This window comes from Dongia rigui (genome assembly GCF_034044635.1).
GTDB lineage: Bacteria > Pseudomonadota > Alphaproteobacteria > Dongiales > Dongiaceae > Dongia > Dongia rigui.
Genome location: NZ_JAXCLX010000001.1, coordinates 977703 through 1002020 on the forward strand (window position 1 = coordinate 977703; position 24318 = coordinate 1002020).

General features: G+C 63.4%; 18 protein-coding genes. 4 read left to right on the forward strand and 14 right to left on the reverse strand.

Annotation, left to right across the window (positions count from 1 at the left end; translation table 11 throughout):
* Position 1: 1 nt before the first annotated feature.
* The 3 genes from SMD31_RS04410 to SMD31_RS04420 form a co-directional block, all read right to left on the reverse strand.
* On the reverse strand, positions 2 to 883 hold the full coding sequence (locus SMD31_RS04410) for a DMT family transporter (protein ID WP_320499512.1): 882 nt from the start codon (positions 881 to 883) through the stop codon (positions 2 to 4).
* Positions 884 to 1028: 145 nt separating this feature from the next.
* Complete coding sequence (locus tag SMD31_RS04415) at positions 1029 to 1913, reverse strand: DMT family transporter (protein ID WP_320499513.1); 885 nt, start codon at positions 1911 to 1913, stop codon at positions 1029 to 1031.
* A 337-nt stretch (positions 1914 to 2250) separates the two neighbouring features.
* The gene (locus SMD31_RS04420; protein WP_456077532.1) at positions 2251 to 3501 is read right to left on the reverse strand and encodes an ammonium transporter; all 1251 of its coding nucleotides are present in this window, start codon (positions 3499 to 3501) and stop codon (positions 2251 to 2253) included.
* Positions 3502 to 4016: 515 nt separating this feature from the next.
* Here SMD31_RS04420 and SMD31_RS04425 point away from each other — a divergent pair.
* On the forward strand, positions 4017 to 4757 hold the full coding sequence (locus SMD31_RS04425) for a hypothetical protein (protein ID WP_320499515.1): 741 nt from the start codon (positions 4017 to 4019) through the stop codon (positions 4755 to 4757).
* A gap of 7 nt (positions 4758 to 4764) precedes the next feature.
* Here SMD31_RS04425 and SMD31_RS04430 read toward each other — a convergent pair whose 3' ends face one another.
* On the reverse strand, positions 4765 to 5583 hold the full coding sequence (locus SMD31_RS04430; RefSeq protein WP_320499516.1) for an alpha/beta fold hydrolase: 819 nt from the start codon (positions 5581 to 5583) through the stop codon (positions 4765 to 4767).
* A 133-nt stretch (positions 5584 to 5716) separates the two neighbouring features.
* On the opposite strand from SMD31_RS04430, the gene SMD31_RS04435 reads away from it, so the two are divergent.
* Positions 5717 to 6262 (forward strand): GNAT family N-acetyltransferase, encoded by a 546-nt coding sequence (locus SMD31_RS04435; protein WP_320499517.1) that lies wholly within the window; start codon positions 5717 to 5719, stop codon positions 6260 to 6262.
* Here SMD31_RS04435 and SMD31_RS04440 read toward each other — a convergent pair.
* From SMD31_RS04440 to SMD31_RS04470, 7 genes are all read right to left on the reverse strand, one after another.
* Positions 6259 to 6657, reverse strand: coding sequence for a rhodanese-like domain-containing protein (locus SMD31_RS04440; RefSeq protein ID WP_320499518.1), 399 nt, complete (start codon positions 6655 to 6657; stop codon positions 6259 to 6261). The genes SMD31_RS04435 and SMD31_RS04440 overlap by 4 nt on opposite strands.
* Before the next feature lie 62 nt (positions 6658 to 6719).
* Complete coding sequence (locus tag SMD31_RS04445) at positions 6720 to 7085, reverse strand: VOC family protein (RefSeq protein ID WP_320499519.1); 366 nt, start codon at positions 7083 to 7085, stop codon at positions 6720 to 6722.
* Between the two features lie 32 nt (positions 7086 to 7117).
* On the reverse strand, positions 7118 to 7981 hold the full coding sequence (locus tag SMD31_RS04450; RefSeq protein WP_320499520.1) for a helix-turn-helix domain-containing protein: 864 nt from the start codon (positions 7979 to 7981) through the stop codon (positions 7118 to 7120).
* 103 nt (positions 7982 to 8084) lie between these two features.
* Positions 8085 to 8633: an MOSC domain-containing protein gene (locus SMD31_RS04455; RefSeq protein ID WP_320499521.1), complete on the reverse strand. Its 549-nt coding sequence runs from the start codon at positions 8631 to 8633 to the stop codon at positions 8085 to 8087.
* Positions 8630 to 9749, reverse strand: a protein-coding gene (gene prfB, locus SMD31_RS04460) for a peptide chain release factor 2 (RefSeq protein ID WP_320499522.1) whose coding sequence is annotated in 2 segments (ribosomal slippage) — positions 8630 to 9679 and positions 9681 to 9749 — 1119 coding nt in all. Because the reading frame shifts where the segments join, the coding sequence is not laid out codon by codon here. The genes SMD31_RS04455 and prfB overlap by 4 nt, the downstream gene beginning before the upstream one ends.
* A gap of 186 nt (positions 9750 to 9935) precedes the next feature.
* Positions 9936 to 12779: a penicillin-binding protein 1A gene (locus SMD31_RS04465; RefSeq protein WP_320499523.1), complete on the reverse strand. Its 2844-nt coding sequence runs from the start codon at positions 12777 to 12779 to the stop codon at positions 9936 to 9938.
* Positions 12780 to 12988: 209 nt separating this feature from the next.
* Positions 12989 to 14419 (reverse strand): N-acetylmuramoyl-L-alanine amidase, encoded by a 1431-nt coding sequence (locus tag SMD31_RS04470; RefSeq protein WP_320499524.1) that lies wholly within the window; start codon positions 14417 to 14419, stop codon positions 12989 to 12991.
* A gap of 492 nt (positions 14420 to 14911) precedes the next feature.
* Between SMD31_RS04470 and SMD31_RS04475 the strand changes: the two genes are divergently transcribed.
* Complete coding sequence (locus SMD31_RS04475; RefSeq protein WP_320499525.1) at positions 14912 to 18151, forward strand: Rne/Rng family ribonuclease; 3240 nt, start codon at positions 14912 to 14914, stop codon at positions 18149 to 18151.
* Positions 18152 to 18264: 113 nt separating this feature from the next.
* Here the strand turns inward: SMD31_RS04475 and SMD31_RS04480 are convergent, their stop codons facing one another.
* Entirely contained in the window at positions 18265 to 19503 is a 1239-nt protein-coding gene (locus SMD31_RS04480) for an EAL domain-containing protein (RefSeq protein WP_320499526.1), read from the reverse strand.
* Between the two features lie 165 nt (positions 19504 to 19668).
* Complete coding sequence (locus tag SMD31_RS04485; RefSeq protein ID WP_320499527.1) at positions 19669 to 20256, reverse strand: transglutaminase-like cysteine peptidase; 588 nt, start codon at positions 20254 to 20256, stop codon at positions 19669 to 19671.
* A gap of 303 nt (positions 20257 to 20559) precedes the next feature.
* On the opposite strand from SMD31_RS04485, the gene SMD31_RS04490 reads away from it, so the two are divergent.
* Positions 20560 to 22680 carry an HD domain-containing phosphohydrolase gene (locus SMD31_RS04490; protein ID WP_320499528.1) on the forward strand — a complete coding sequence of 707 codons (2121 nt, stop codon included), beginning with the start codon at positions 20560 to 20562 and terminating at the stop codon, positions 22678 to 22680.
* Between the two features lie 49 nt (positions 22681 to 22729).
* On the opposite strand, the gene SMD31_RS04495 is transcribed toward SMD31_RS04490, so the two are convergent.
* On the reverse strand, positions 22730 to 24283 hold the full coding sequence (locus SMD31_RS04495) for an alpha/beta hydrolase (RefSeq protein WP_320499529.1): 1554 nt from the start codon (positions 24281 to 24283) through the stop codon (positions 22730 to 22732).
* Positions 24284 to 24318: the final 35 nt, after the last annotated feature.

Here is a 24318-nt window from a genome sequence, read left to right on the forward strand (position 1 = left end):
CTCAGATGCCTGTCTTGGTCGATGGCGCCACCACGGCTGGGCGGCGGATGACGACGATAGCGACACCGGCGAGCGTCGCCAAGCCACCCAGCAGCATCTGCCAGGTGACGACCTCGTCAAGGAAGAGATGGCCGGAATAGACGCCGATCATCGGCAGCAGCAGGGTAAAGGGCATCACCTGATTGACCGGATACCGCCGCATCATGTTGTACCAGATCCAATAGCTGAAGATCGCGACGACGACGGATTGGAACAGCAAGGCGGCCCAGCCCATCCAATGCACGTCGACGACCGAGGGCCATTGATTGCCTTCGAGCAGGTAAGACACGATGAGCAGCTGCGGCGCCGCGAGGATGGCGATATAGCCATTGAGCTGCACGGCATCGAATTCGTCGCCCAGCGCCTTCACCTGCACATTGGCCGTGGCCCAGACCAGGGCGGCGCCGATCACCGAGAGCAGCGGCCACAGATTGCCGACGAAGCGCGGCTCGCCGGCGATCAGCACCACGCCGGCAAAGGCCACCAGCATGCCGGTGATGCGCCGCCAGCCCAGCTTCTCCTTGAAGAAGAATGCCGCGAGGATCGCCGCGAATGGCACCTGCAGCTGGACGGCAATCGAACTGGTGGCGGCATCGAGATAGCGCATGCCCGTAAAGATCAGGCTGAAATGCATGACCCCCATGGTCATGGAAAGTGGAATGAGCTGCTTCAGCTTGCGCCGCGGCAGGCCGACGAAAGGCAGCAGCAACAAGGCCACCAGCGAAAAGCGGAGGGCCACGAAGAACAGCGGCTGGAAATGCTGCAGGCCGATCTTGGCCGCAACAAAATTGACGCCCCAGAGGAGCTGGCACAGCAGCATGAGGGCGAGATGTTGCGGTTTCATTGAATGCTCACTCGTGTTGATTCTAAGCACCATCCCAGCACGTCATCCCCGGGCTTGACCCGGGGATCCACTGTCCGCCTGAAGAGAGTGGATGCCCGGGTCAAGTCCGGGGATGACGTTGTGTGTGAAAATCGACCGGACATCCTCACGCCCCCGGCCCCACCGGCTGTTCGACCGCCTGCGGCCGCCGCAGGATGATGATGGCAAGTCCCGACATGGTGAGCAGCGCACCAAGCACCAGGCGCATGTCCCAGCTTTCGCCCAGCAGCAGCACCGCCGTGGTGGCGCCGAAGATCGGCTCCAGCAGCGTGAACGGCATGACCTGGCTGACCGGATAGCGGCCCATCATCGCGTACCAGATCCCATAACAGAGGGCGGTGACGATGAGGACCTGATAGGCCATGGCGGCCCAGCCGGCAAGGCTCGCCTGGCTGACGGCCTCGATTTGCCCGCTTTCCGTCGCGAAGGACAGGCCCAGCATCAGGGGACCGGCAACCAGGCCGACCCAGGCATTGATGCGCCAGCCATCCATATTCTCCGCCAACCGCTTGATGAGCAGGTTGGAGCCGACCCAGGAGACGGCCGCAAGGATCATGAGGCCCGTACCGATCCAGCCGCCGGTGAAGGACGGCCGCCCGACCAGGACGACGATGCCGACGAAGGCCAGCGCCATGCCGCTCCAGCGGCGCCAGCCGATCTTGTCGCCGAAGATCCAGGCGGCGGCCAGCGCCGAGAGCGGCACCTGGATCTGGATGATGATGGAACTGGTCGCGGCATCGACCCGGTTGATACCGTGGAAGATGGCGCCGAAATGGATGACCCCCAGCGTCAGGCCCAGGGGCAGCAGCGCCTTCAAATCGCTTTTCTTCGGCAGGCCGATAAAGGGGCAGATGAGGGCCGCCACCGCCACCATGCGCAGGCCGGCAAAGAACAGCGGCGGCCAATCGGCCAAGCCCCATTTGACGACGGCGAAATTCGCCCCCCACAGGATCTGGGAGAAGGCCAGCAGGGCGACGTGGCGGGCAAGCATGATCGACTCTGGAGAACAGGGCGGCGGGGCTCCTGTTTAACCGAAGGCGACCCGCTTTAGTACCCGCGCGGGGCGCATGGGGGGCATGGGTTCAAGACGGCAAAAATCTTCGCTTCCGCCCCCACCCTACCCTCCCCCTGAAGGGAGAGGGTTTTCCCAGCGAGTTCGCTCCGACGGCTTCGCTTAAAGCCCCTCTCCCTTCAGGGGGAGGGGTTGGGGTGGGGTGGGGGGCGCCGCCGCACGATCTTCGCAAGCAATCACCCCCCAAAAAGAAACCGCCGCCGGGGCGTCCCAACCCCGGCGGCGTAGGCTTTCGCTCTGGGATAACGATTTGAGGTTACTGCACGGCCTCGCCATGCAGGCCGAGATCGAGACCGTCGCGCTCCACATCCTCGGGCACGCGGCAGCCGATGATGAGGTCGACGACCTTGTAGATGATGGCCGAGCCGATGCCAGCGACCAGGAAGGTCACGACGATGGCCTGGATCTGGATCCACAGCTGGCCAATATTGCCGTCGATGACACCGACCGGGGCATCGCCGCCCTTGATCGCCACCGTGGCAAAGACGCCGGTCAGGAGCGCACCCAGCGTACCGCCGACACCATGGATGCCGAAGGCATCGAGCGCGTCGTCATAGCCGAGCTTGTTCTTGATCGTGGTCGAGGCGAAGAAGCACACGATGCCGGTGGCAAGGCCGATGATGAGCGCACCACCCGGGGTCACGAAACCGGCCGCCGGGGTAATCCCGACGAGGCCAGCGACGATGCCGGAGATGATGCCGAGCACCGAGGCCTTCTTGTGGACCAGCCACTCGATCGCGGCCCAGGAGACGCCGGCACCGGCCGCAGCGATCTGCGTGGTGACGGCGGTCATGCCCGCCGTGGTGCCCGCCGAGAGGGCCGAGCCGGAATTGAAGCCGAACCAGCCGCCCCACAGCAGACCGACACCGATCACCGAATAGACCAGGTTATGCGGCGTGAACGGCACCTTGCCGTGGCCACGGCGCTTGCCGATCATGAGGGCGATGACGAGGCCGGAGATGCCCGAGGCCATGTGCACGACGGTGCCGCCGGCAAAGTCGAGGGCGCCGAGGTTGAAGAAATAGCCCGAACCCGCCCAGACCATGTGGCAGATCGGTGCGTACACGATGAGCGACCACAGGATGTAGAAGAGGATCAGCGCCGAGAACTTCATGCGGTCGGCGAAGGCGCCGGTGATGAGCGCCGGCGTGATGATGGCGAAGGTCATCTGGAAGAAGAAGAAGACCGTCTCGGGGATCGTGCCCGACAGCGTGTCGGGCGCCACGCCCGCAAGGAACGCCTTCGATAGATCGCCGATGAAGGGGTTGTCGCCGCTGAAGGCCAGGCTGTAGCCGGCCACGAACCAGACCAGCGTGATGACGCAGCAGGCGGCCAGCGATTGCGCCAGGACCGTCAGCACGTTGTTCTTGCGCACCAGGCCACCATAGAACAGCGCCAGGCCCGGCACCGTCATCATGAGGACGAGGACCGAGGAGGTCAGCATCCAGGCGGTATCGCCCTTGTCGACCGTCGGCACCGCATCCTGCGCGAAAGCCGCCACCGGCATCAGCAGCGCCGCCAGCGTGGCAGCACCAAACTTACCAGCCTTCGAAATAGCTGCGCGGGAGGCCCCGAACGCCTCACCCGCCTTGTGAGCCGGCAAATCCCCGTTTGCTTCGGCCCCGATTGCCCCAATGGTGCGCATGCGCCCTCTCCTGATTGAACCACTATTTTGCTGCAAAGCAGCGTCAGGAGAGCAACCGCCGTGCCAATTGTAAGATTTATTGATTCAAAACAAGAATCTAGCCGCCGCCGGCGGAACGTCGCCTAAAACGTCATCACTTGCCGACGCTTTGCCTATTTTTTGGGCGATGCGCTTGGGATATCCCCCCCCGAGATGCGCCTCCGGTTTCCCGGCACCATCGAGGTCGGACATCACTTTGAGGGGAAACAAGCGGCGGTAGCAACTTGCAAGCACACTTCAATCGCCTAAGCTGACGGTCCCTGATGCTGTTGGGCCATTCTATAACGATGAGAGTTCGCGCAGCCCTTCGATCCTTTCGACGCCTGGTGCTTGGATTGATGCTTTTCGGGGCCTTAGTCTCGCGAGCGACCGCAGAGGACCCAGCCGATACATTCTTCAGAGAGGGGGTATGGGGCGCGCCACCGCTGCTGCTGCCCACCCCCGAGCTTGCGGTCAGCTTCTATCGGCTCGACGCCATCAGTTATGGGGCTGAGGAAATGGCCGCCTTGTCGAAAAGGGCGCACGACCTCGCGTTCCCAGGCTCCCTTTACAGCAAGTTTGTCAGTTTCAAGAAGGCGAAGTTCGCCTTCACCGTCGACGCGAGGTTGCAGGTCTTTAATCCACGGGACTTAGGCAACAATCGCCTTGCCGTTATATTTGCGGATATCGAAAAGGACGAGAAAGCTCTCTACGCGGCGAACCAGCAGGCGTACCAGAATGTGCTGTCACGAGAGCCGGATCTCAACGTCGAAACGCATTCGGTCTACGATCGCTGTGGGCTCTATATCTTCCGCAACAAGTCTTCGGCACTTGCGGCCATTCTGGTCATTCCACCCAACGAGAAGCGAGAAATAGCTCACTACTGCATCACTTACTCATTGCTTGAGTCTGCTGGCTTTCGCGGACGGGTTGAATCTTTGCCACAGGGCATCTGCGTATCGGTGCGTTGCAGCCAACGTCCAAAGCTCATTTTGACCGACTGGGATGCTTCAGCACTCGGCGCGCTCTACGGTGTCGCAACGCCAACCTACGACGCCACATATCGGCACTTCAGAGAAGTACTGCAAAAGCAGCCATAAATATGTTCTAGGTGACCACTCGCTCAATCAGCCGATTGATCTCCTCATGCTTATGCCCATACCAGGACCCGTGCCCCATTCCCGCTAATAGATGCAGCTTCGCGCCCGGGATCAGGGCCGCCAGTTCTTCGCCGTCCTGGGGCGGGGCTTCGATGTCTTCCTCAAAAGCGAAGACATGGGCGGGGACGCGGACGGTCTTCAGGGCTTCGCGCTGGTCGAAACGGAGGCTCGCATCCCATTGCGGGATGAGCGAGGTCTCGTTGCTGTCATCCTCCATCCATTCCAGCATGAGCGCCTTCAGCTTGGGCCAGAGTTCGCGGTCGCCCAGGGCGCGTGCCGGATAGAGCATGGCGGCGTAATGGGTGACGCTCATCAGGCCGTCAAGCCGGCCGCCCTTCTTGCGAAAGTCGATCTCCGCTTCCTGGTAGTCCCAGCCCCAGCCCGTCGACCAGGCGCCTGAGCCCATCAGCACCGCAACGCGCACCAACGCGGGATAGTCGATCATCACCTGCTGGATGATGGCCGAGCCCAGGCTTGAGCCGACCAGCGCCACTTTCCGGCCGCCGCAGGCGCCGCGAATGATCGCGGCCACGTCGGCCGCAAAATCCTCGATGGTCCAGGGCATCGGCGCCTGGCTGGTGGTCAGGCCGATGCCGCGATTGTCGAACACGGTCGAGCGGAATTTCGCGTCGAAATGGGGCGTCTGGAATCGCTGCCAGTCCCGGCCCTTGGTGCCGCCGCCACCCACCCAGACGATATCAGGAGCGCCTTCCGGACCCGTCTGCTCAAAGAAAAGCCGGGCATTTTCGGTTTCGATATAGGCCATGGTGTGCGCTCCGCATGATTTCGTTTTTACATTTGTATAATAAGCTGTATACAGCGGTCAAATCTCGCCCTGGTTGCAGCAGTTTGCTAGATAAGGGCAACCAAATGCCAAACGACGAGTCTCGATCAGCCCCATGGCCCAAATACCTGTGCTGGAAACTGCCCGCCTGAAGCTGCGTGGCCACATGGAAGCGGATTTCGCCACCGCTGCCGAAATCTGGAGCGACGAGGCGGTTTTCCGTTTCCTCGGACGCCCCTTCACATCGGAAGAAGTCTGGACCCGCTTGCTGCGCTATGTCGGGCATTGGAAATTGCTGGGCTATGGCTTCTGGGCGATCGAGGAGAAGGCCAGCGGTCGTTTCATCGGCGAGGGTGGGATCTGCGACTTCCGCCGCGACATCACCTGGCCCGCCTGTGTCACGGCCCAGGATGCCACGCGCGAGATCGGGTGGGCTCTGGGCGCTGCCTATCACGGCCAGGGGCTTGCGACCGAAGCCGTGCAGGCGATGACCCGCTGGGCCGATGGTCACTTTGGCGGCGCGCGCACGATCTGCATCATCAACCCGGCCAACGTCCCCTCGGTGCGGGTGGCCGAAAAGTGCGGCTATGGCGAGATTGCCGGCGTGCGCTACAAGGAAAACGACCTGCGCGTCTTCGCGCGCGCTGCGGCAGGAATCTAGCGCGCTGGCACGGTTTCGACCGGCCCCGCGGCATTCTTCCACGCGGTGAAGCCGCCTTTCAGATGCGCAACGGGGGCGAGGCCCATCTCCTGCGCGGTCTTAGTGGCCAGCGCCGAGCGCCAGCCGCTGGCGCAATAGAAAACGAAGCGCTTCTTCTCCGCAAAGATCGGCTTGTGATAGGGGCTCTCGGGATCGATCCAGAATTCCAGCATGCCGCGCGGGCAGTGAAAGGCACCAGGGATCTTGCCCTCGCGCTCCAGTTCCCGCGGGTCACGCAGATCGACAAAGACGACGTCTTCCCCACCCAGATCGGCAATGGCCGCCACAGGCTCCACCGCCTTTATGGCGGCATTGGCTTCCGCGAGCAGCTGTTGATAGCCTTTGGTAATGGGCATCTTGGGAAAAGACCTCCGGCAGGATCGGACTGCAAACCATCCTGCCGGAGCGGCAGCAGCCGTCAAGCGCCCATATAGACGGCCTCGACATTGTTGCCGTCGGGATCGATCAGAAAGGCCGCGAAATAGGTGGGGCTGTAATCGGCGCGGAGGCCCGCCCCGCCATTGTCCTTGCCACCGGCCTTCAAGCCCGCGGCATGGAACTTCTCGACCGCCTTGCGATCGGGCGCCGTGAACGCAATGTGGCTGCCAGGCCCCTTGGCACCCTTATGCGCATAGAGCCACAGCACCGCATTGCCATCGGGGCCGAGACCGGCGCCATTTTCATCCTGCGAGCAGACCTTGGCGCCGAGCGGCGCCATCACCGCCTTATAGAAGGCGACGCTCGCCGCCACGTCTTTCACATGCAAACCCAGATGATCGAACATTGAATGCCTCCAGTTGAATCGGGAGGCATGCTTTAGCCGGCGGTGCGGACTCGATCTTGGAGGATCTTGCGCTGGCCGGTGCCGGCCGCATGCGCGCGGCGGCGGAATTCGCGGGGGGAGAGGCCGGCGGCCCGGCCGAAGGTGCGCACGAAGTTGGAAAGATCGCCAAAGCCGATATCATAGGCGATGTCGGTGATCGGCTGGTCGCTTTCGGCAAGCAGCCGCGCCGCGCGCCGGAGGCGCGCACGAATGAGATACTGATGCGGCGTCGCGCCGACGATCCGGGCAAAGAGCCGCAGGAAATGAAAGGCGGAAAGTCCGCTCTCGCGCCCCGCCGTGGCCAAGTCGATGTCCTCATGTGCCCGCGCATCGATCCAATGCGCCGCATCGACGATGCGCTTGCGGTCCTGCGCCCGGATGCGCTCGCAGCCATGGCCGTCATCGCGCCCGGCCGCCGCCATTTTCCCGAGGATGGCAAGGCCCACTTCCTCCAGCGCCAGATCGGTCTTGCCGGCAGCGGTTGCATCGGCAAGTTCCCCCAGCACCATGAAATCGGCCCTGGGGGCCAGGGCGCCATGTTGCCAGCCGCCATATTGACTGGCACCACCGGCTTCCTCGACCAACGCCGGGGCCAGCTTGAAGCACAGGCACTCGTCGCCGCCGTCATGGTGATCGTGGGTGCAGGTATATTCCTCGCCCGGACGGCCGATCAGGAACGCGCCCGGCACCATGTCGAAATGGCGACCGCGATTGATGTAGCCGAAGCTGCCTTTGCGCACGAAAGCGAAGGAATAGGAATCATGCGCTTCCGCGTAAGGCTTCGCCCCCGGCCCCGCTTCGCAGCGATAGAGGGTGGCCGACAGATGCGGGGTTTGCGTCAGTTTGGTCGCAAGCATGATGATCCAAAGCCTAATGGGCCCGAGAAGCCTAATGGGCCGGACAGCATCGGGCAAATCACAACGGCGGACTTGGCAAAAATTGCGGCCGCTCGGGTCGGTGCTAGACCGGCTTCAAGGGGCGCGCCGGACCTTCTGGCAGGCGCATGCGGATGGGATCGCCGACCCTTATATCGCCGCCCCGAATGACGACCGCCATGACGCCGGCCTTGCGGATAAGAGCGCCATCGGCGTCCCGGTCGAGAACGGCCTGCATCAGGCCTTGCTGGAAGCGGTCGATCTGGACGCATGGATTGCGCAGGCCTGTGATCTCGACGATTGCCTCTCCCCCGATCTCAAGGCGCGCTGCTTCGGGCAGGCGCAACAGATCGATGCCGCGCGTGGCGATGTTCTCGCCCATGTCGCCTGGCTGCACGTTGAAACCGCGTGCGGCCAGTTCGTCGAAAAGCTCGCTCTGGATGAGATGAACCTGGCGCAGATTGGGCTGCGTCGGATCCTTGGCGACGCGGCTTCGGTGCTTGACCGTCTCGCCCATATGCGCGTCGCCAGCAACACCGAGACCGGTGAGCAGCCGGATTTCAAGCGCCGGCTGCTTGGAGAAGTGGTGCCCGCGCGCCAGCGATACGCCGATGACGCGCGGGTGGTCGCTCACGCGTTCTCCGCTTCGCCGCCATGGATCTTGGCGGCGAGTGAGGCAGAGAGGAACAGGTCGATATCGCCGTCGAGCACGCCCTGGCTGTCGCTGGTTTCGGCGCCCGTGCGCAGGTCCTTGATCATCTGATAGGGCTGCAGCACGTAGGAGCGGATCTGGTGGCCCCAGCCGATATCGGTCTTGGAATCGGCAATCGCCTGCGCCTTCTCCTCGCGGATGCGCAGTTCGCGCTCGTAAAGGCGGGCCTTCAACATATCCATCGCCATGGCGCGGTTGCGATGCTGCGAACGATCGGCCTGGCACGAGACGACGATGCCCGTCGGCTCGTGCGTGATGCGGATGGCGCTGTCGGTCTTGTTGATATGCTGGCCACCGGCGCCGGAGGCACGGAAGGTATCGACGCGCAGGTCCTTATCGAGGATTTCGATCTCGATATTGTCATCGATCACCGGATAGACCCAGATCGAGCTGAACGAGGTGTGGCGCCGCGCGTTGGAATCGAAGGGCGAGATGCGCACCAAGCGATGGACGCCGCTTTCCGATTTCAGCCAGCCATAGGCATTGGGCCCCTTGATCTCGATGGTGGCGGATTTGAGGCCCGCTTCTTCGCCGGCACTCTCTTCCAGCCATTCGACCTTGTAGCCATGCTGTTCGGCCCAGCGCGTATACATGCGCAACAGGATCTGCGCCCAGTCCTGCGCCTCGGTCCCGCCGGCACCGGCATGGACTTCGAGATAGCAGTCGTTCTGGTCGGCCTCGCCCGAAAGCAGGCTTTCCAGCTCGCGCTGTGCGGCCTTCGCCTTCAATTCCTTGATCAGCTTTTCGGCCTCGTCGATCGAGGCGTTGTCGCCCTCGATCTCGCCCAGTTCGGCCAGAGTGAGCGCGTCGTCAAGCTCGCGCTCCAGCGATTTGTAGCCGTCGAGCGAGCTTTGCAGATGGGTGCGTTCGCGCATCACCTTCTGCGCCTTTTCGGGCTTGTCCCAGAGGGTCGGGTCTTCGGAGAGGGCGTTCAGTTCGTCGAGACGACGCAGGGCGTTGTCCCAGTCAAAGATGCCTCCTCAGCAGGGCCAGGGAAGAGCGAATCTCCCCCGCCGCCGCCTCGATCTCAGCGCGCATGTTCGTGCCTCAAATTACCGGATAGAGCGTTCGGGGCCGGAACATGCCGCAGGGTGACTGGGACGTCAACCTTTGGCGGCCAAGACGCTGTGATCACTCGAGAAAGAAGGCAGGCCGCAGCGTGCGGCCGACCTCTGCCGGGTGAGGGACAATAGCCGACCAGATCGCTGCCGCCTGCGAATTGGCTCAGTAGAGGCCGGAATCGCCACCCGAGCTGGCGGGCGGCGGTACCAGGACCGGCGCCTGCTGTTGCTGGACCGGATATTGCGGCTGGGCCGGCACCTGTTGATTTGGCACCGCGCCCGGCACCGGGTTCACGGGAACCGGTTGGCCGGGCTGAATCACCATCGGCTGCTGCTGCTGATATTGCGGCTGCTGCTGGTAATCGGGCTGCGGCTGCTGGCCATAGACCGGCTGCTGCCCGTAAGCCGGCTGCTGGCCATAGGCCGGCTGCTGTTGCTGCTGGCCACCCTGATAGACGCCGGTCGAATCGATGATCGTCGTGCCGCTGTCGTTATAGACGCCCTGGTCACCGTAAGGATTGCCAAAGGGACCGGTCGGAATGACCGAGCCATAGCCCGCATCCTGGCCGTAATTGGCATAGCCTTCGATGATCTGCTGCTGGCCCGTGGGTTCGGTCCCTGGCTTGAAGGCTTCCCAGATGGCGAGGCCTTCGTCGCCGGCGACCCAGCGCTCGCCGGTCTTCTCATTGACCTTCACCAGGCGCACGCCGGGCGGCACGCGGAAGGGTGTTGCCGGCTTGTCCTTCAAGGCCTCGATCATGAAGTCGCGGAAGATCGGCGCCGACAGGCGGCCACCGGTGGCCTTGGCCCCCAATGAGCGCGGCTGGTCGAAGCCGAGATAGACACCCGCCACCAGATCGGGCGAGAAGCCGATGAACCAGACATCGCGGCCGTCATTGGTGGTGCCGGTCTTGCCGGCCAATGGCTTGCCGACGGCCTTCACCGCCGAGGCCGTGCCGCGCTGCACGACACCTTCCATCATCGAGACCATCTGATAGGCGTTGGCGGGATCAAGCACCTGCGCGCGGTCGTCCGGCAGTTCGGGCGGCGGCGAGCCATCATAAGTGCTGAGCTGGCAGCCCTCGCATTTGCGCTCGTCATGGCGATAGATGGTCCAGCCCTGCGCATCCTGCACGCGGTCGATGAAGGTGGGGACCACCTTCTTGCCGCCATTGACGATCTCGGCATAGGCGCCGACCATCCTGAGTGCCGTGGTCTCCTGCGCGCCCAGCGACATGGCCAGCGTCTGCTGCAGCTTGTCGACGACGCCCAGACGCTCGGCCACTTCCGCAACCTTGGCCATGCCGATGGTCTGCGCCATGCGGATGGTCATCAGGTTCCTGGAATGCTGCAAGCCTTGCCGCATGGTGGCCGGCCCCAGGAAGTTCTTCTCGAAATTCTCCGGCTGCCACAGCGGCAGGCCCGGGCCCTGGTCGATGGCGATCGGCGCATCGAGGATGATGGTCGAGGGCGTATAGCCGGCTTCAAGGGCCGCGAGATAGACGATCGGCTTGAACGATGAGCCCGGCTGACGCATCGCTTGCGTCGCACGGTTGAATTCGCTCTGCTTGTAGGACCAGCCGCCGGTCATGGCGAGAACGCGGCCGGTATGCGGGTCCATGGCGATGAGCGCGCCGGAAATCTCCGGCACCTGGCGCAGCAGATAGACCGCGAGGCCTTCTTCCTTCTGCTGCTTCCCTTTGCCCGTGGTGGTGTCGAGGTCTTCGACGTCATCCGCCTTGTCCTTGTCCGAGACCTTGGCCTCGACCGCCACGACGTCGCCCACCTTGAAGACGTCGGCAACACTCTTCACCGCCGGGCCGACCTTGCCTTCGGGCGAGCGGCGGCGTGCCCAGGCGAGATCCTCGAGCTTTACCAATCCCTGGCTGCCGTCGATGAAGCCGATCTTCGCCTCGCCCTTTTCAAGGGCCAGCACCATCGCCGGCTTCCAGTCATAGAGCCAGGGCACGTTGCCGAGCTTGGCGAGCGTCTTTGGCCAATCATCCAGGCTGTCGCTGTGACCGAGCGGCCCGCGATAGCCCTGCGTGCGGTCATAGGCGACGAGGTGCTTGTGCAGCACCTTGTCGGCGATCTCCTGCAGATTGGCATCGACGGTTGCCTTGACGGTGAGACCCTTTTTATAGAGCCCGTCCTCGCCGAAGCGCTGCACCAGTTCGCGGCGTACTTCCTCGGCAAAATAATCGGCCTCGAAGCGCTCGCCGGTGCTGCGCGCGCGCTGTTGCAGCGGGGTGGCTGTCGCCTCTTGCGCTTCCTGGTCGGTGATGTGGCCGTCTTCCAGCATGCGCGAAATGACCCAGTCGCGCCGCTCCTTGGCGGCATCCGGAAACTTGGTCATCGAATAATTGTTGGGCGCCTTGGGCAGCGCCGCAAGGTAGGCGGCTTCCGCGACACTGAGTTCGTCGAGCGACTTGTTGAAATAATTGAGGGCGGCGGCAGCGACGCCGTAATTCCCCTGCCCCAGATAGATCTGGTTGAGATAGAGCTCGAGGATGCGGTCCTTTGAGAACGCCTTTTCGATACGCAGGGCCAGGATCGCTTCCTTGATCTTGCGGTCGATCGAGCGCTCGTTGGTGAGCAGGAAGTTCTTGGTCACCTGCTGCGTGATGGTCGAGGCGCCGACCGGCCGCTTGTCCGAGCCGTAATTCTTCAGATTGACCAGGATGGCGTTGATGAGGCCCGGGATGTCGATGCCGGCATGGCTGTAGAACGACTTGTCCTCGGCGGCGAGGAAGGCGTTGATCACGCGCTTTGGGATGACCTTGATCGGCACGAAAACGCGGTTCTCGACCGCGTATTCCGCCAGCAGCCGGCCGTCACCGGCATAGACGCGGGTCGTAACGGGCGGGTCATAGGCAGCCAGCTGGTAATAGTCCGGCAGGCCTTGCGAGTAGTGTTCGTAAACCAGCCAGGCACCGATGGCGCCGATGGTGGCCAGCACCATGAAGATGCCGACGAAGAAGGATAGGAGACGCGTCAATCGGTTCATAATCGGCTTTTCGTCACGAGGTCTGGCGGGTTTGCGAATTCCACGGCCCTGGTAAGCCGCTTCGGGTAAGGCAGGCATGCCGCAAGATCAAGGCAATTTTACGACCTTTGGGCGCAGGCTGTCCCGATCCGGATCAAGGTCCGGGCGGGCGCTCCGCAGATTTCAATTAACCCTTGCCTGGCAATAGCTTGAAAGCGAAGCGGCTGGAATCAGGTCCGTTTGATGCTGTCCTGCCAGTCGAAGAACGCCTGGATTGCGCGCGAAATGGCCTTAGCGAGGCCTTTCTGGTGGGTCTTGTTGGTCAAGAGCCGCTGGTCCTCATTGGACGAGATATAGCCCATCTCCAGAAGCACCGACGGCACATCCGGGGCCTTCAACACGGCAAAGCCGGCAAAGCGGTGGCTCTGCTCCAGCATAAGGGTGTCTTTTTTCAGCGACTTCACCAGCATCTTGGCAAAACGCGCCGAGAGATTGGTGGTCTCGCGCTGGGCCAGGTCGATGAGAATGCCGGTCACCAGCTTGCTTTCATTGGTGAGGTCGACACCGGCGATCACATCCGACTTGTTTTCCTTGGCCGCCAGCGCCTCGGCTTCGGAATCGGAGGCGTTCTCGGAGAGGGTATAGACCGAGGCGCCGCGCGTCTTCGAATTGGCGTGGCTGTCGGCATGGAGCGAGATGAACAGCTCGGCCGCATCGTCGCGCGCCAGCTTGAAACGGTCGCGCAACGGGATATAGACGTCCTTGTCGCGGGTCAGTTCGACCCGGAAACGGCCGGTCGCCAGCAATTCCTTCTTCAGCGCCTTGGCGACAGCCAGGGTGATGGTCTTTTCCATCGTGCCATTGCCGATGGCGCCAGGATCGATGCCGCCATGGCCTGGATCGATGATGATGAGTGGCTTGCGCTTGACGTTCTTCTTCAGCGCCTGATCGCCGGGCTTGAGCGTCGGCACCAGGATGGCGGCGTCATTGGGCTCGGCCTTGGGGATGACGATCTCGTCGCTGCTTTTGGCAGCCACCTGGACCGCCATCGGGTCGGGATCGGCGCTGGGTGCATTGCCGCTTTCGACCGGGCCTTCCTGCACGATCGCCGGTTGCTTCGCCGCCGCCACATTCATGGCATCAGGCGCAGGCACGGTCGAACCGTCGCTGGCAAAGAGGGTGCGCTTGATCTGGCCGCGGAAGCTGGCGTCGTCGCTGGGCTTCAAATCGATGAGCAGGCGACGGGGCAGCTTTTCGGTCTTGTCCACCAGGGCGACCTGGGAAACGGTCGCCGGAGCGGCCAAATCGAGCACGATGCGGGAGGTGCCGACCTTGAACAGGCCATAGCGCATGGCGGCAACCAGACCCCGCCCCTGCAGCTTGCGCCCGGCCGGTATCTGCCAGTCCACCTCATCAAGGTCGATGACGACGCGCTGCGGGTCGGCCAGGGCAAAGACCTTGAAACCGGTGGCGGCGCTGAGGTCGAGGACGACCCGGGTGAGGTCCGGCTCCACACCCAGCTTGGCGTCGGTGACAGCGGGTTTGGCCCAGGCACCCGGCCCCACCGGCAGAATCGCGGCCAGCACAAGCGCAGCCAAAACCAGCCCGACAAATTTCAAGCTGAAGCGCTGCGGCGCATTAAAAATGTGGCTCTTCCGCATGTTGCCGGTTCGTCGCGTGAATCTCTCGCAATATAGTGCCGCAACTAGCTGAAAAGCAACAAGATATTGAATTTGCCTGAAAATTGGGCATCCGCCGCGTCAGGAACGGGACGGCCGACAAAGATCGCCCAGGAAGCGGGCAATTGCAGTTGTGTTGCTGGTCGACGGCCAGTATGGTGACGTTCCGCGACCGTTCGGATCGCTCCAAATCGCCCAAATTGGCCGACTGGGGATCGAATCGACGGTTGGTCGTGAACTTGGCTATCGCCCGCCAACAGCCCTGAATATTGGATTTCCGGGGCCGGACGAGAACCAGGCACCGCTTACGCAGGACAAGGTCGCTCCCGACCTGAGACGGACCGGAGCCGAGGCTTGTTCTGTAGCAAAACCAACAGGTTGACATGACGCCACCCTGCCATTCAACAACCCTTTTCGCGCCGCCGACCGCTGTGAGAGCGATCGACGCTGGGCGCGTCACGGAGCTATGCATCTATGACCAAAATTATGCTGATCGACGCCACCCACCCGGAAGAAACCCGCGTTGCGGTGGTGGATGGCCGCAGGCTTGAAGAGTTCGACGTCGAAGTCGCCAGCCGGCACCCGCTCAAAGGCAACATCTATCTCGCCAAGGTAACCAGGGTCGAACCGTCCCTGCAGGCCGCCTTTGTTGAATATGGCGGCAATCGCCACGGTTTCCTGGCGTTCAGCGAAATCCATCCCGATTACTACCGCATCCCGGTCGCCGATCGCGAAGCCTTGATGCGCGAGGATATCGAGGAGGCGGAAGAAGAAGAACAGCGCCGTGGGCGTGGTCGCCGTGACCGTGGCGGCCGCCGCCGCGACCGGGCACGCTCTGGGGCTGCCCAAGGCCATGCCGGCGAAGATGGCGCCCCAGCGGGGACTGCCGGCGAGCCAGAGCATGAGCATGAGCATGAGCATGAGCATGAGCATGAGCATGATCTGGGCCACGACCAGGATCATCACGACGATCACGCGCATGATCACGACGATATCGACCATGATCACGACGATCTCGATCATGACCACGACGATCATGACCATGCCGAAGAGTCGCACGCCGGGGTGGCAGCGGCCGAGACCTTGGGCGCCGACAGCGGCGCCAATGTTGCTGCGGATGACGACCGTTCCGGCACCACGCAGGTCATGCCGCTTTCCGCCGGCCATGACAGCCTGCGCAGCGAGCCGGTGGCCCAACCGGCCGAAACAACTCAGCCAGAATCCTTTACCCAAGCTTCCTTTGCCCAAGCTTCCTTTGCTGAGGTGAGTGACTTCCCGGCCGCCGCAGTGGCCGAGGGCACCGACGCCGACGCCAGTCATGGCGATGTCCTTGATGCCGAGGTGCCGGCCGCGCCGCAGGGCGATATTGTCGAGGTTGTTCAGCCGCCCGAGGTCATCGACACCGTGGGCGGCGAAGAAGCGAGCCACGGCGACGACGCCGAGGAGGAGGACGAGGAAGACGACGATTCCGATCGCCGCCGCCGGCAGCGTCACCTGCGTCGCTACAAGATCCAGGAAGTCATCAAGCGCCGCCAGATTCTGTTGGTGCAGGTCACCAAGGAAGAGCGCGGCAACAAGGGTGCGGCGCTCACCACCTACATGTCGCTGGCCGGGCGTTATTGCGTGCTGATGCCCAACACCGATCGCGGTGGCGGCATTTCGCGCCGCATCACCTCGGTTTCCGACCGCAAGCGACTGAAGTCGATCGTCGATGAACTGGATCCGCCGGAAGGGATGGCGGTCATCGTCCGCACCGCCGGCATGGAACGCCAGCGCAGCGAGATCAAGCGCGACTTCGAATACCTGCTGCGCCTGTGGGACGAGATCCGCGAGAACACGCTGCGGTCCTCGGCGCCTTCGCTCATCTACGAAGAAGCAAGCCTCATCAAGCGCTCGATCCGTGACCTCTACACCCGCGACATCGGCGATATCGTGGTGGCGGGCGGCGAGGCCTTCAAATCGGCCCGTTCCTTCATGCGCATGCTGGCCCCGGGCCATGCCAAGCGCGTGCAGTTCTATCGCGACCCGTCGGTGCCGCTGTTCCAGCGGTACCAGATCGAAAGCCAGATCGCGGCGATCCATCACCCGGTCGTCAACCTGCGGTCGGGCGGCTACATCGTCATCAACCAGACCGAAGCGCTGGTCGCCGTCGACGTGAACTCGGGCCGCTCGACACGCGAGCGCAATATCGAGGAAACGGCGCTGCGCACCAATCTGGAGGCCGCCGAAGAGGTGGCGCGCCAGTTGCGCCTGCGCGACCTTGCCGGCCTCATCGTCATCGACTTCATCGACATGGACGAGGGGCGCAATAACGCCGCCGTCGAACGTCGCATGAAGGACGCGCTGAGGAACGACCGCGCGCGCATCCAGATCGGCCGTATTTCGTCCTTCGGCCTGCTGGAGATGTCGCGCCAGCGCCTGCATGCCAGCCTCCAGGAAGCCTCGACCGAACTCTGCCCGCATTGCCACGGCACCGGGCGCATGCGTTCGGTGGATTCGACGGCACTTCATGTGCTGCGCATGGTCGAGGAGGAAATCACGCGCAATGCCAGTGCCGGCGTGTCGGTCTTCGTGCCGTCATCCGTGGCGCTCTACATCCTCAACCAGAAGCGCCACGCCCTGGCCCAGCTCGAGCTGCGGCGCGGCGTGCGCATCTATCTCAATGCCGATGACGAACTGACGCCGCCGGATTATCGCCTGGAACGCATCAAGATGCTGGCGCCGGGCGAAGAACTGCCGCCGGCGCCCGAGGCGCAGCCGATCGAAATCGATTTCGACGAGAGCGAGGACGACAACTACGTCGAGGAGACGGATGAAGTCGAAGCCGTTGCCGAAGCCGAAAGCGATGCCGGGGAAGCCGAGGGCGAGGAAGCTGCGGCCGAAGATGGCGCCGAGCGCCAGGGCCGTCGCCGGCGTCGTCGCCGGCGTGGCCGCGGCGGCAAATTCCAGGCCGATGAATTCACCGACCAGGCGGAAGCGGCCCCCAGCGAAGGCGAGGCCGACGGCGACGCCCAAGCCCGCCGTCCGGCGGAAGCGGACGATGCCGAGGACGATGACGAATCCGAAGAGGGCGAGGATCAGGCCGACGGTGACGAAGCCACGGACGACGCCAACGCCGCCGGTGACGGGGAAGCACGCCGCCGCCGCCGCCGTGGTCGTCGTGGCGGCCGTCGCCGCTCTCGCCGCCCGCAGGACGGTGCAGCGCAGGATGGCCAGGTGAATGACGGCCAGGCGAATGACGGCCAGGGCAATGAAGGTCAGGGCAATGAAGGTCTAGCTGCCGATGCGTCAGGCAACGACGCGCCGGGCTTTGGCGAGCAGCCATATGTCCCGGGTGATGCCGCAGCTCTGCCACCGCAATGGCGCGCGGAGGAATCCGGCAACACCCAGGAAGGTGCCGCGGCTGACACCAGCGAGGCTGGCGATGCGACAGCGGAACGGCCGCGCCGTCCCCGCCGCCCGCGCCGCGATCGCGAGACGCCGGCCGAGCCCCGGCTTGCCGAGACAGCACCGGCCATCGTCGCGGCGCCGGCTGCACCAGCGCCTGCGGTCCCGCCGGCACCGGTCGCAGCTCCCGCCCAGGATTTGGCCTTGGCGGAGCGTTCGGTCACGGTGATCGAGGTCAAGGATAGCGGGGAAGCCGTTGCCGCCTCGGTCGAGGATGACCCCAACCAGCCCAAGAAGCGCGGCTGGTGGCGGCGCCTCATCGAGTAGCGCGCGCTTAAAGGACGACATGAAACAAGGCCTGATCGGATCGATCAGGCCTTGTTCGTTTCAGTGTCCCTTCCCGGCCCCGACTTGCCCAGCCCCGGCTGGCACCGCCAGAATCACGCCGCCGGCGCTTTCCCCTGCGCCATGGCATCGAGCAGGCGGCCCTGGAACAGCGAGATGCCAAGCTTGCCGCCGATCTCCAATCCCTGCTCGGAATCGACCCGGCACAGAATGATGCGTTCGCGGCCGAAGCGCTCGACCGCCGCCTGCATCCGCTCCAATTGCGAGTTCTCGCACTCGTCATAGAGCGCCGGGGTCCAGATCACCTTGATGAGATCGACATTGAGCTGGTCGCGGTCGAGCTGCGGCAGCTGCTGATACTTCACCTGATCGAGGATGATCTTGTAGCCGCGCTCTTTCAGGAAATCGCGGGCGAAGAAGAAATCTTCGGGCTCGCTATAGAAGTCGATCGCCGGCAATTCGATGGCGAGCGGCCCGCGATCCTTGTTGTTGGTGGCGCGGTCGAAGTCCAGGAACTCCTGCGTCAGCAGTGTCGCCAACGACAGGTTGAGGCTCGCATTCTTCAGCATCGGCTGATAATCCTGCCGCGGCATCAGGGCCAGCATGCGCGCATCAAGCACGCGCGCCAGATGCTGGAACAGCCACTTGTCGGCGGTGACGTTGTAACCCGGCGTCACCGTCTGGGCGAGGAACGGCATCGAGAAAAAAAGCTCGGTCAGGATCGGTGCGGGCTTGGCACCGGGAATGATGGCAAAGACCTGCTGGCGGCGCAGCACGTTGGCAAGGTCCGCGCTGATGATGGCCTTCTCCAACTTCTCAAGCACGGCTGGGCTGATGAGCTGGCCGCGGCCGTCGTCGAGCGAGCCGCTCTTGGCCGCCGCCGCTGCCTGGGCGCTGGCCTTGCGCCGGTCTTCCATATGACCGCGCGCGGCGCCGACGAATTGTTCCCATTCCGTCTCGATGTCGAACCAGGTGGCAAAAGCCGGCGGCCGGCGCGATGGGCTGGGCGGCAGGGAGAACAGCGGGTCGTCCTTGAACATCTGCTTGACGTGGCGGACATAGGTGTCGATGTCGTCTTCGCTGGCACCCTTGGTGAGCGCGATGACATCGTTGTTCCACAGCTGGTAGATCCCGGCCTCGAAGCGCTGCACCAGCGGCTCCAGGACCTGTTTGACGATGCGAATATGGTGCGGCCGCTGGTTATAGGGCCTCAGCTGCGATAGATGGATCTGCACGGCGCGGCGGCCGGCGCGGTGGCGCTCCAGCCGCTCGGCATAGTCGACGAGCAGTTCTTCGTCGGTCGTCGTTCGCCCATCCTTGGCGCGTTCGTTCATCCCCCAACCCCCAAATTATCCCGGCCGGTCGCACCGGCGGGTACCGACTTGCAAATCATGGCAGGTGACCGCGATCGCCACCCCCCTTTGCGGCATTTATTCCGACGTCGCGCCGCGTTAACCACGGCTGTTCAAATCTTATACGCTAGTTTCAGGAATTGCGCCTCAGCGCCGATGCAGCCACCAGCCGTTTTCGTTGATCGAATAGACCGGCTGGTAGTGCTTGATCGTGTTGGCGGGCACCACCGTCTTGATCTGGTTGTCGAGCAGCAAGGCATCGGAACCGTTATAGACGATGAGCACGGCATGGCCGACGCCAAGGTTGAGATCCTGCAGCGCCACCACGCGCATGTCCTCGATCGGGATGCCCAGCGCCTTCAGCGCCATCATCTTCGAGATGGCGTAATCCTCGCAATCGCCGTTCTTCTTGAGGAACTGGTAAGGCGTCGCCCAGTAATCCTCGGCGCCCCAGTTCTTCATGTCGATGATGTAGCGCTTGGAATTCATCAGCTTGTTGACCTCCTTGATCTGGGTCAACCGGTCCTTGCCCTTGAGGTCGTCGATGAAGCCCTTCCAGCCTTTCGTCGTGCAGGTCTCGGACTCGCAAGGTGCCCCGCCCTTCCAGCGTCCCAGCATGTCGAGCCATTTCGGGAACTTCTTCAAATTCTTCGACGGCAGTTCGATCGAGCTGAAAATCTTCGGATAGGTGCGCGCCTCGGCCCGCTGCGGCAGCGCGCCAAGCGTCAGGAGCAACGCCAGGCAGACGGCAAGCGGCAGCAGGTTGCTGCACCCTCGCGCGGCCCCCCGGCGCGGCCGGCGCGTTTGCGCTTGCCCTGGCCTTTCCCCTGGTCCCATCCTGTCACCTATCTCCACTCGGCCCCCGACCCTACGCGCAGCGTGTGACCGGCAAATATCTATGGCAACTCTAATCGACCCCCGGCGCGTTTGGACCCTGGCAAAGGCTCGATTGGCGGCGCCCGAATCCCGTGCTAATGTATCAAATTGAATATATCTGCCAACCCATTGATTCAGCGCCCATGAAGGGGGAGATCTAACGTGGCCGAACCAGTTCCGGGGACCACCCCCAGCGAGACCCTGCCAGAAGAAACCGGGCGCAAGTTCGACCTGAAAGTGATCTTCCCGGCGATCGTGCTGATTTTGATCGCCGTCATCGGTGTCATTGCCGTCAGTTATTTCGTCGATCAGGAGCGCCAGCGCGAGGAAACGCAGTGGCAGCTGCGCATGGGTATCGTCGCCGACAGCCGCTTCAGCGATGTCGACCGCTGGCTCAATCGCCAGCTGGATGAACTGACCGGCCTTGCCAAGAACGAATCTTTGCAGATCTACACCGACCAGATCGCCGAGCTTTCGGCCGATGCCACGCAAAGCGACCAGGTCGAGGCGCTGCGCGATTACCTGCGCAACCTCCTCACCGTCACCGCCGACCGCACCGGCTTCGCGCTGCCCGCACCTGCCAGCGGCGATGTCCCCGCCAATGTCGCCGAAGCGGGCCTTGCCGGCCTCATGATCATCGACGCCAAGGGGAACGTCGTTGCGGCCTCGCCCGGCGCCCCGCCCTATAGCGGCGAATTGCAGACCTTCGTCAGCGCCCAGACCCAGGGCCAGCGCGCGGTCAGCGACATGGCATTGAATTCCCGCGGCAAGCCCAGCATGGCCTTCGTCGTTCCCATCCTCGCTGCGCAAACAGAAGGCGCACAGGCGACCCAGATCGGCATCATCCTCGGCGTCAAGGAAGTGGAAGAGGAGATCTTCCCCCTGCTGAAGCAGCCGGGCGAGACCAGCAGCACCGCCAAGACGACGCTGGTGCGTTTCAAGGACGGCCGTATCCTTTATCTGTCGCCGGGGCCTGACGGCAAGCCGATGCAGCCCGAGCTTGACGCCTCGACCCCGAACCTCGACACGGCCTTCGCCGCCCAGAAACCGGGCGCCTTCGCGACCGACAAGCGCAGTGCCAGCGGCGAGCGGGTACTGGTCACCGGCCGCGCCTTCCAGCAAGTCCCCTGGGCCATCGCCTACACCATCGATTATGACGAGGCGCTGGGGGCGGCCGAGGCCCGCTTCCGCAACCTCACCATCGTCTTGTTGCTGGTGGTCGGCCTGGTCGGCGTCATCATCATCGCCGTCTGGCGCCATGGGTCGTCGCGGCGCGCGAGCCTTGCGGCAAGCCATGCCCAGCAACTCGCCACCAAGTTCGAAAGCCAGAAGAACCTGCTGCAGCTGGTGACCGACAGCCAGCCCACGCAGATCTTCATCCTCGACGAGAAGGATCAGTACCAGTTCGCCAACAGCCAGGCCGCCAAGGCCGCCGGCATTCCCAATACCGAGATGATCGGCAAGCCGATCGTCAACGTGCTGGGTCCCCAGGCTGCCAAGCGCTATGTGACGCTGAGCCACGAAGCCATCGAGCTGAAGCACGAGGTTTCCAACGTCGCCCGCCTCGACGAGGGCGGCAAGGTCAAGGTCGTCCAGTCCGAACACATCCCCTTGAAGGATGCCAGTGGCAATGCCCGCTCGGTCCTCACCGTCGAGCGTGACATCACCGATGTCGTGACCGAGCGTGAACGCCGCGCCCGCACCCTCAACCAGCTGGTGAAAACGCTGGTCGACGTGGTCGACAAGCGCGATCCCTTCGCCGCCCAGCATTCCTCGCGCGTCGCCAAGGTGGCGCGCTCCGTCGCCAAGGAAATGGGCCTGACCGAGGTCGAGGTGGAAACCGCCGACATCGCCGGCAATCTGCTCAATCTCGGTAAGATCCTCATCCCTTCGGAGGTACTCTCCAAGACCGGCCAGCTGACCGAGGCCGAGCGCGACATGATCAAGAATTCGATCCAGACCAGCGCCGACCTGCTGCAGGGCATTGAATTCGATGGCCCGGTCGTGCCGACACTGCGCCAGGCCCAGGCCAATTGGGACGGCACCGGCCAGCCGGCTGGCCTCGCCGGCGACAACATCGTCGTCACCGCCCGCGTCATCGCCGTCGCCAACGCCTTCATCGGCATGATCAGCGACCGTGCCTTCCGCTCGGCGCTCAGCGTCGATGACGCGATCGAGAATCTGATGAAGGGGGCCGGCAAGGCCTTCGACCGCCGCGTCGTCGCCGCCCTCGTCAGCTATATCGACAACCACGGTGGCCGCGCGGAGCTGGAACGGCAGTAGAAAGCTCCATCAGCGCAGAACGAAAGGGCCGGCCAAGTGCCGGCCCTTCTCATTTCAGCGGCAGCAGGAAATCCGGCGGTGTTTCACGGCCAAGGCAAGAATCCCGCGGCGGTGATTGCGGATCATCCAGAAATTTCTCATAGAGCGCATTGGCACAGGGATCGTTGCCGATGAGGTCGTGGCCGTAGCCGTCGAACTCCAGATAGAAACCATTGACCAGATGCGACGCCGCCATGCGGCCATAGACCGGCGGCGTCACCGGATCAAAGAGGCCGCTGAACACCAGGGTCGGGAGATCGCTCACGACCGGTTCGGTATCCGTCTGGCGCAAGGGTTGTGGCGGCAGGGTCTGGCGCCAGGTGGCGCAGGTCGCGGCAAAACTCCCCGCCTCGCCGCCCGCGGCAAGGCCCGTCAGCAACGGATAGCGCCGATAGGCGGCAACGGCCTTCGCCATGTCGTTGAAGGGCACTTCCTCCTGGCAATGCACCGACATGAACATGGCGTCGCCGAAATCGGCGCGGCCGATATAGTCGGCGATGAAGCTGTCGATATCGCGCTCGATCTCGTCGCGCCTGTCGCGATCGTAAACGTCGATGAGTTGCGGCACGCTTTCGATATCGGCCCGGTTATAGAGCAGATTGAAAAGGCGCGAGATCAGCAACGCCCCATTGACCGCCACCTTAATTTGGCCCCCACCCTCGGGTGAGGGCCGCTCCAGCACCAGCGGCTGGGCATCCAGCCGTTGCACCAGCGCGGTCAACCGTTTCTCCAGATTGCCATAGGCCCCGTCGCAATCCGGCTGCCGCGCGCAGGCGGCAAAGATCATGCGGAAGGCGCGGTCGGTCGTTGCCGCATCGTCTTCCAGGAACTGGGCTTCCGGCGGCAAGACGGAGTCAAGCAGCACGGAGCGGATGTCGCCGGGATATTGCCGCATGTATTCGAGTGCCAGGCGCGTGCCATAGGACAGGCCATAGACATTCCAGGCCGGCACATTGAGGGCCGTGAAGATGTCGTGGAGATCGGCCGCCCCGTCGTGGCTGGTATAGGCGCCGGGGTTGAATCCTTCTGCCAGCAGGCGCTTGCCGCACGCGGCCGCCGCCTGGCTTTGCATCGCCGTCGCCGCCACATCGTCCGTGGTGGCCAGAACATCGATGGCGATCTTCTCGATCTCCGGGCAATCGATGCGGGGGTCCACAAGGCCAGAGCCGCGCTGGTCGAACAGGATGAGGTCCCGCTTCTTTGTCCAATCGGTCGAGGCCACGAAATCCCACCACCAGCCGATCCGCTCACGATCCAGCCAGGCACCGTCGCCCGGCCCGCCGGCAAGGTAGATGACGGGGTCCGGCCGCGCCTCCTCGCCGGTCTCGCTGGCGCGGATGACGACGACCGGCAGGCCCAGCCTCTTGCCCGGGCCGACCGAAACATCCGATGCCCGCGTTTCCGGGACCGTCAGGCGATAGCAATCGACCGTCCGTTCCTTTGGCGCATCGAACCAGCAATCGGCCTTGGCAAGATGTGGCGCTTCGGCCGCCGCCATGGGGGCTGCGGCAATACCAAACAGACAGGGACAGACGATCCGGAGGAACCACACAACGTTCTGCATCGTTACATTCTATCTCGTTGAGCCGGCGTCTTGCG

Coding starts and splice junctions, on each gene's coding strand:
- SMD31_RS04450 (WP_320499520.1), bottom strand. CDS start 7,981: ATGCTTGCGACCAAACTGACGCAAACCCCGCATCTGTCGGCCACCCTC.
- SMD31_RS04475 (WP_320499525.1), top strand. CDS start 14,912: ATGACCAAAATTATGCTGATCGACGCCACCCACCCGGAAGAAACCCGC.
- SMD31_RS04495 (WP_320499529.1), bottom strand. CDS start 24,283: ATGCAGAACGTTGTGTGGTTCCTCCGGATCGTCTGTCCCTGTCTGTTT.
- SMD31_RS04435 (WP_320499517.1), top strand. CDS start 5,717: ATGGCCCAAATACCTGTGCTGGAAACTGCCCGCCTGAAGCTGCGTGGC.
- SMD31_RS04445 (WP_320499519.1), bottom strand. CDS start 7,085: ATGTTCGATCATCTGGGTTTGCATGTGAAAGACGTGGCGGCGAGCGTC.
- SMD31_RS04425 (WP_320499515.1), top strand. CDS start 4,017: ATGCTTTTCGGGGCCTTAGTCTCGCGAGCGACCGCAGAGGACCCAGCC.
- SMD31_RS04410 (WP_320499512.1), bottom strand. CDS start 883: ATGAAACCGCAACATCTCGCCCTCATGCTGCTGTGCCAGCTCCTCTGG.
- SMD31_RS04465 (WP_320499523.1), bottom strand. CDS start 12,779: ATGAACCGATTGACGCGTCTCCTATCCTTCTTCGTCGGCATCTTCATG.
- SMD31_RS04470 (WP_320499524.1), bottom strand. CDS start 14,419: ATGCGGAAGAGCCACATTTTTAATGCGCCGCAGCGCTTCAGCTTGAAA.
- SMD31_RS04420 (WP_456077532.1), bottom strand. CDS start 3,501: ATGCCGGTGGCGGCTTTCGCGCAGGATGCGGTGCCGACGGTCGACAAG.
- SMD31_RS04480 (WP_320499526.1), bottom strand. CDS start 19,503: ATGAACGAACGCGCCAAGGATGGGCGAACGACGACCGACGAAGAACTG.
- SMD31_RS04430 (WP_320499516.1), bottom strand. CDS start 5,583: ATGGCCTATATCGAAACCGAAAATGCCCGGCTTTTCTTTGAGCAGACG.
- SMD31_RS04440 (WP_320499518.1), bottom strand. CDS start 6,657: ATGCCCATTACCAAAGGCTATCAACAGCTGCTCGCGGAAGCCAATGCC.
- SMD31_RS04415 (WP_320499513.1), bottom strand. CDS start 1,913: ATGCTTGCCCGCCACGTCGCCCTGCTGGCCTTCTCCCAGATCCTGTGG.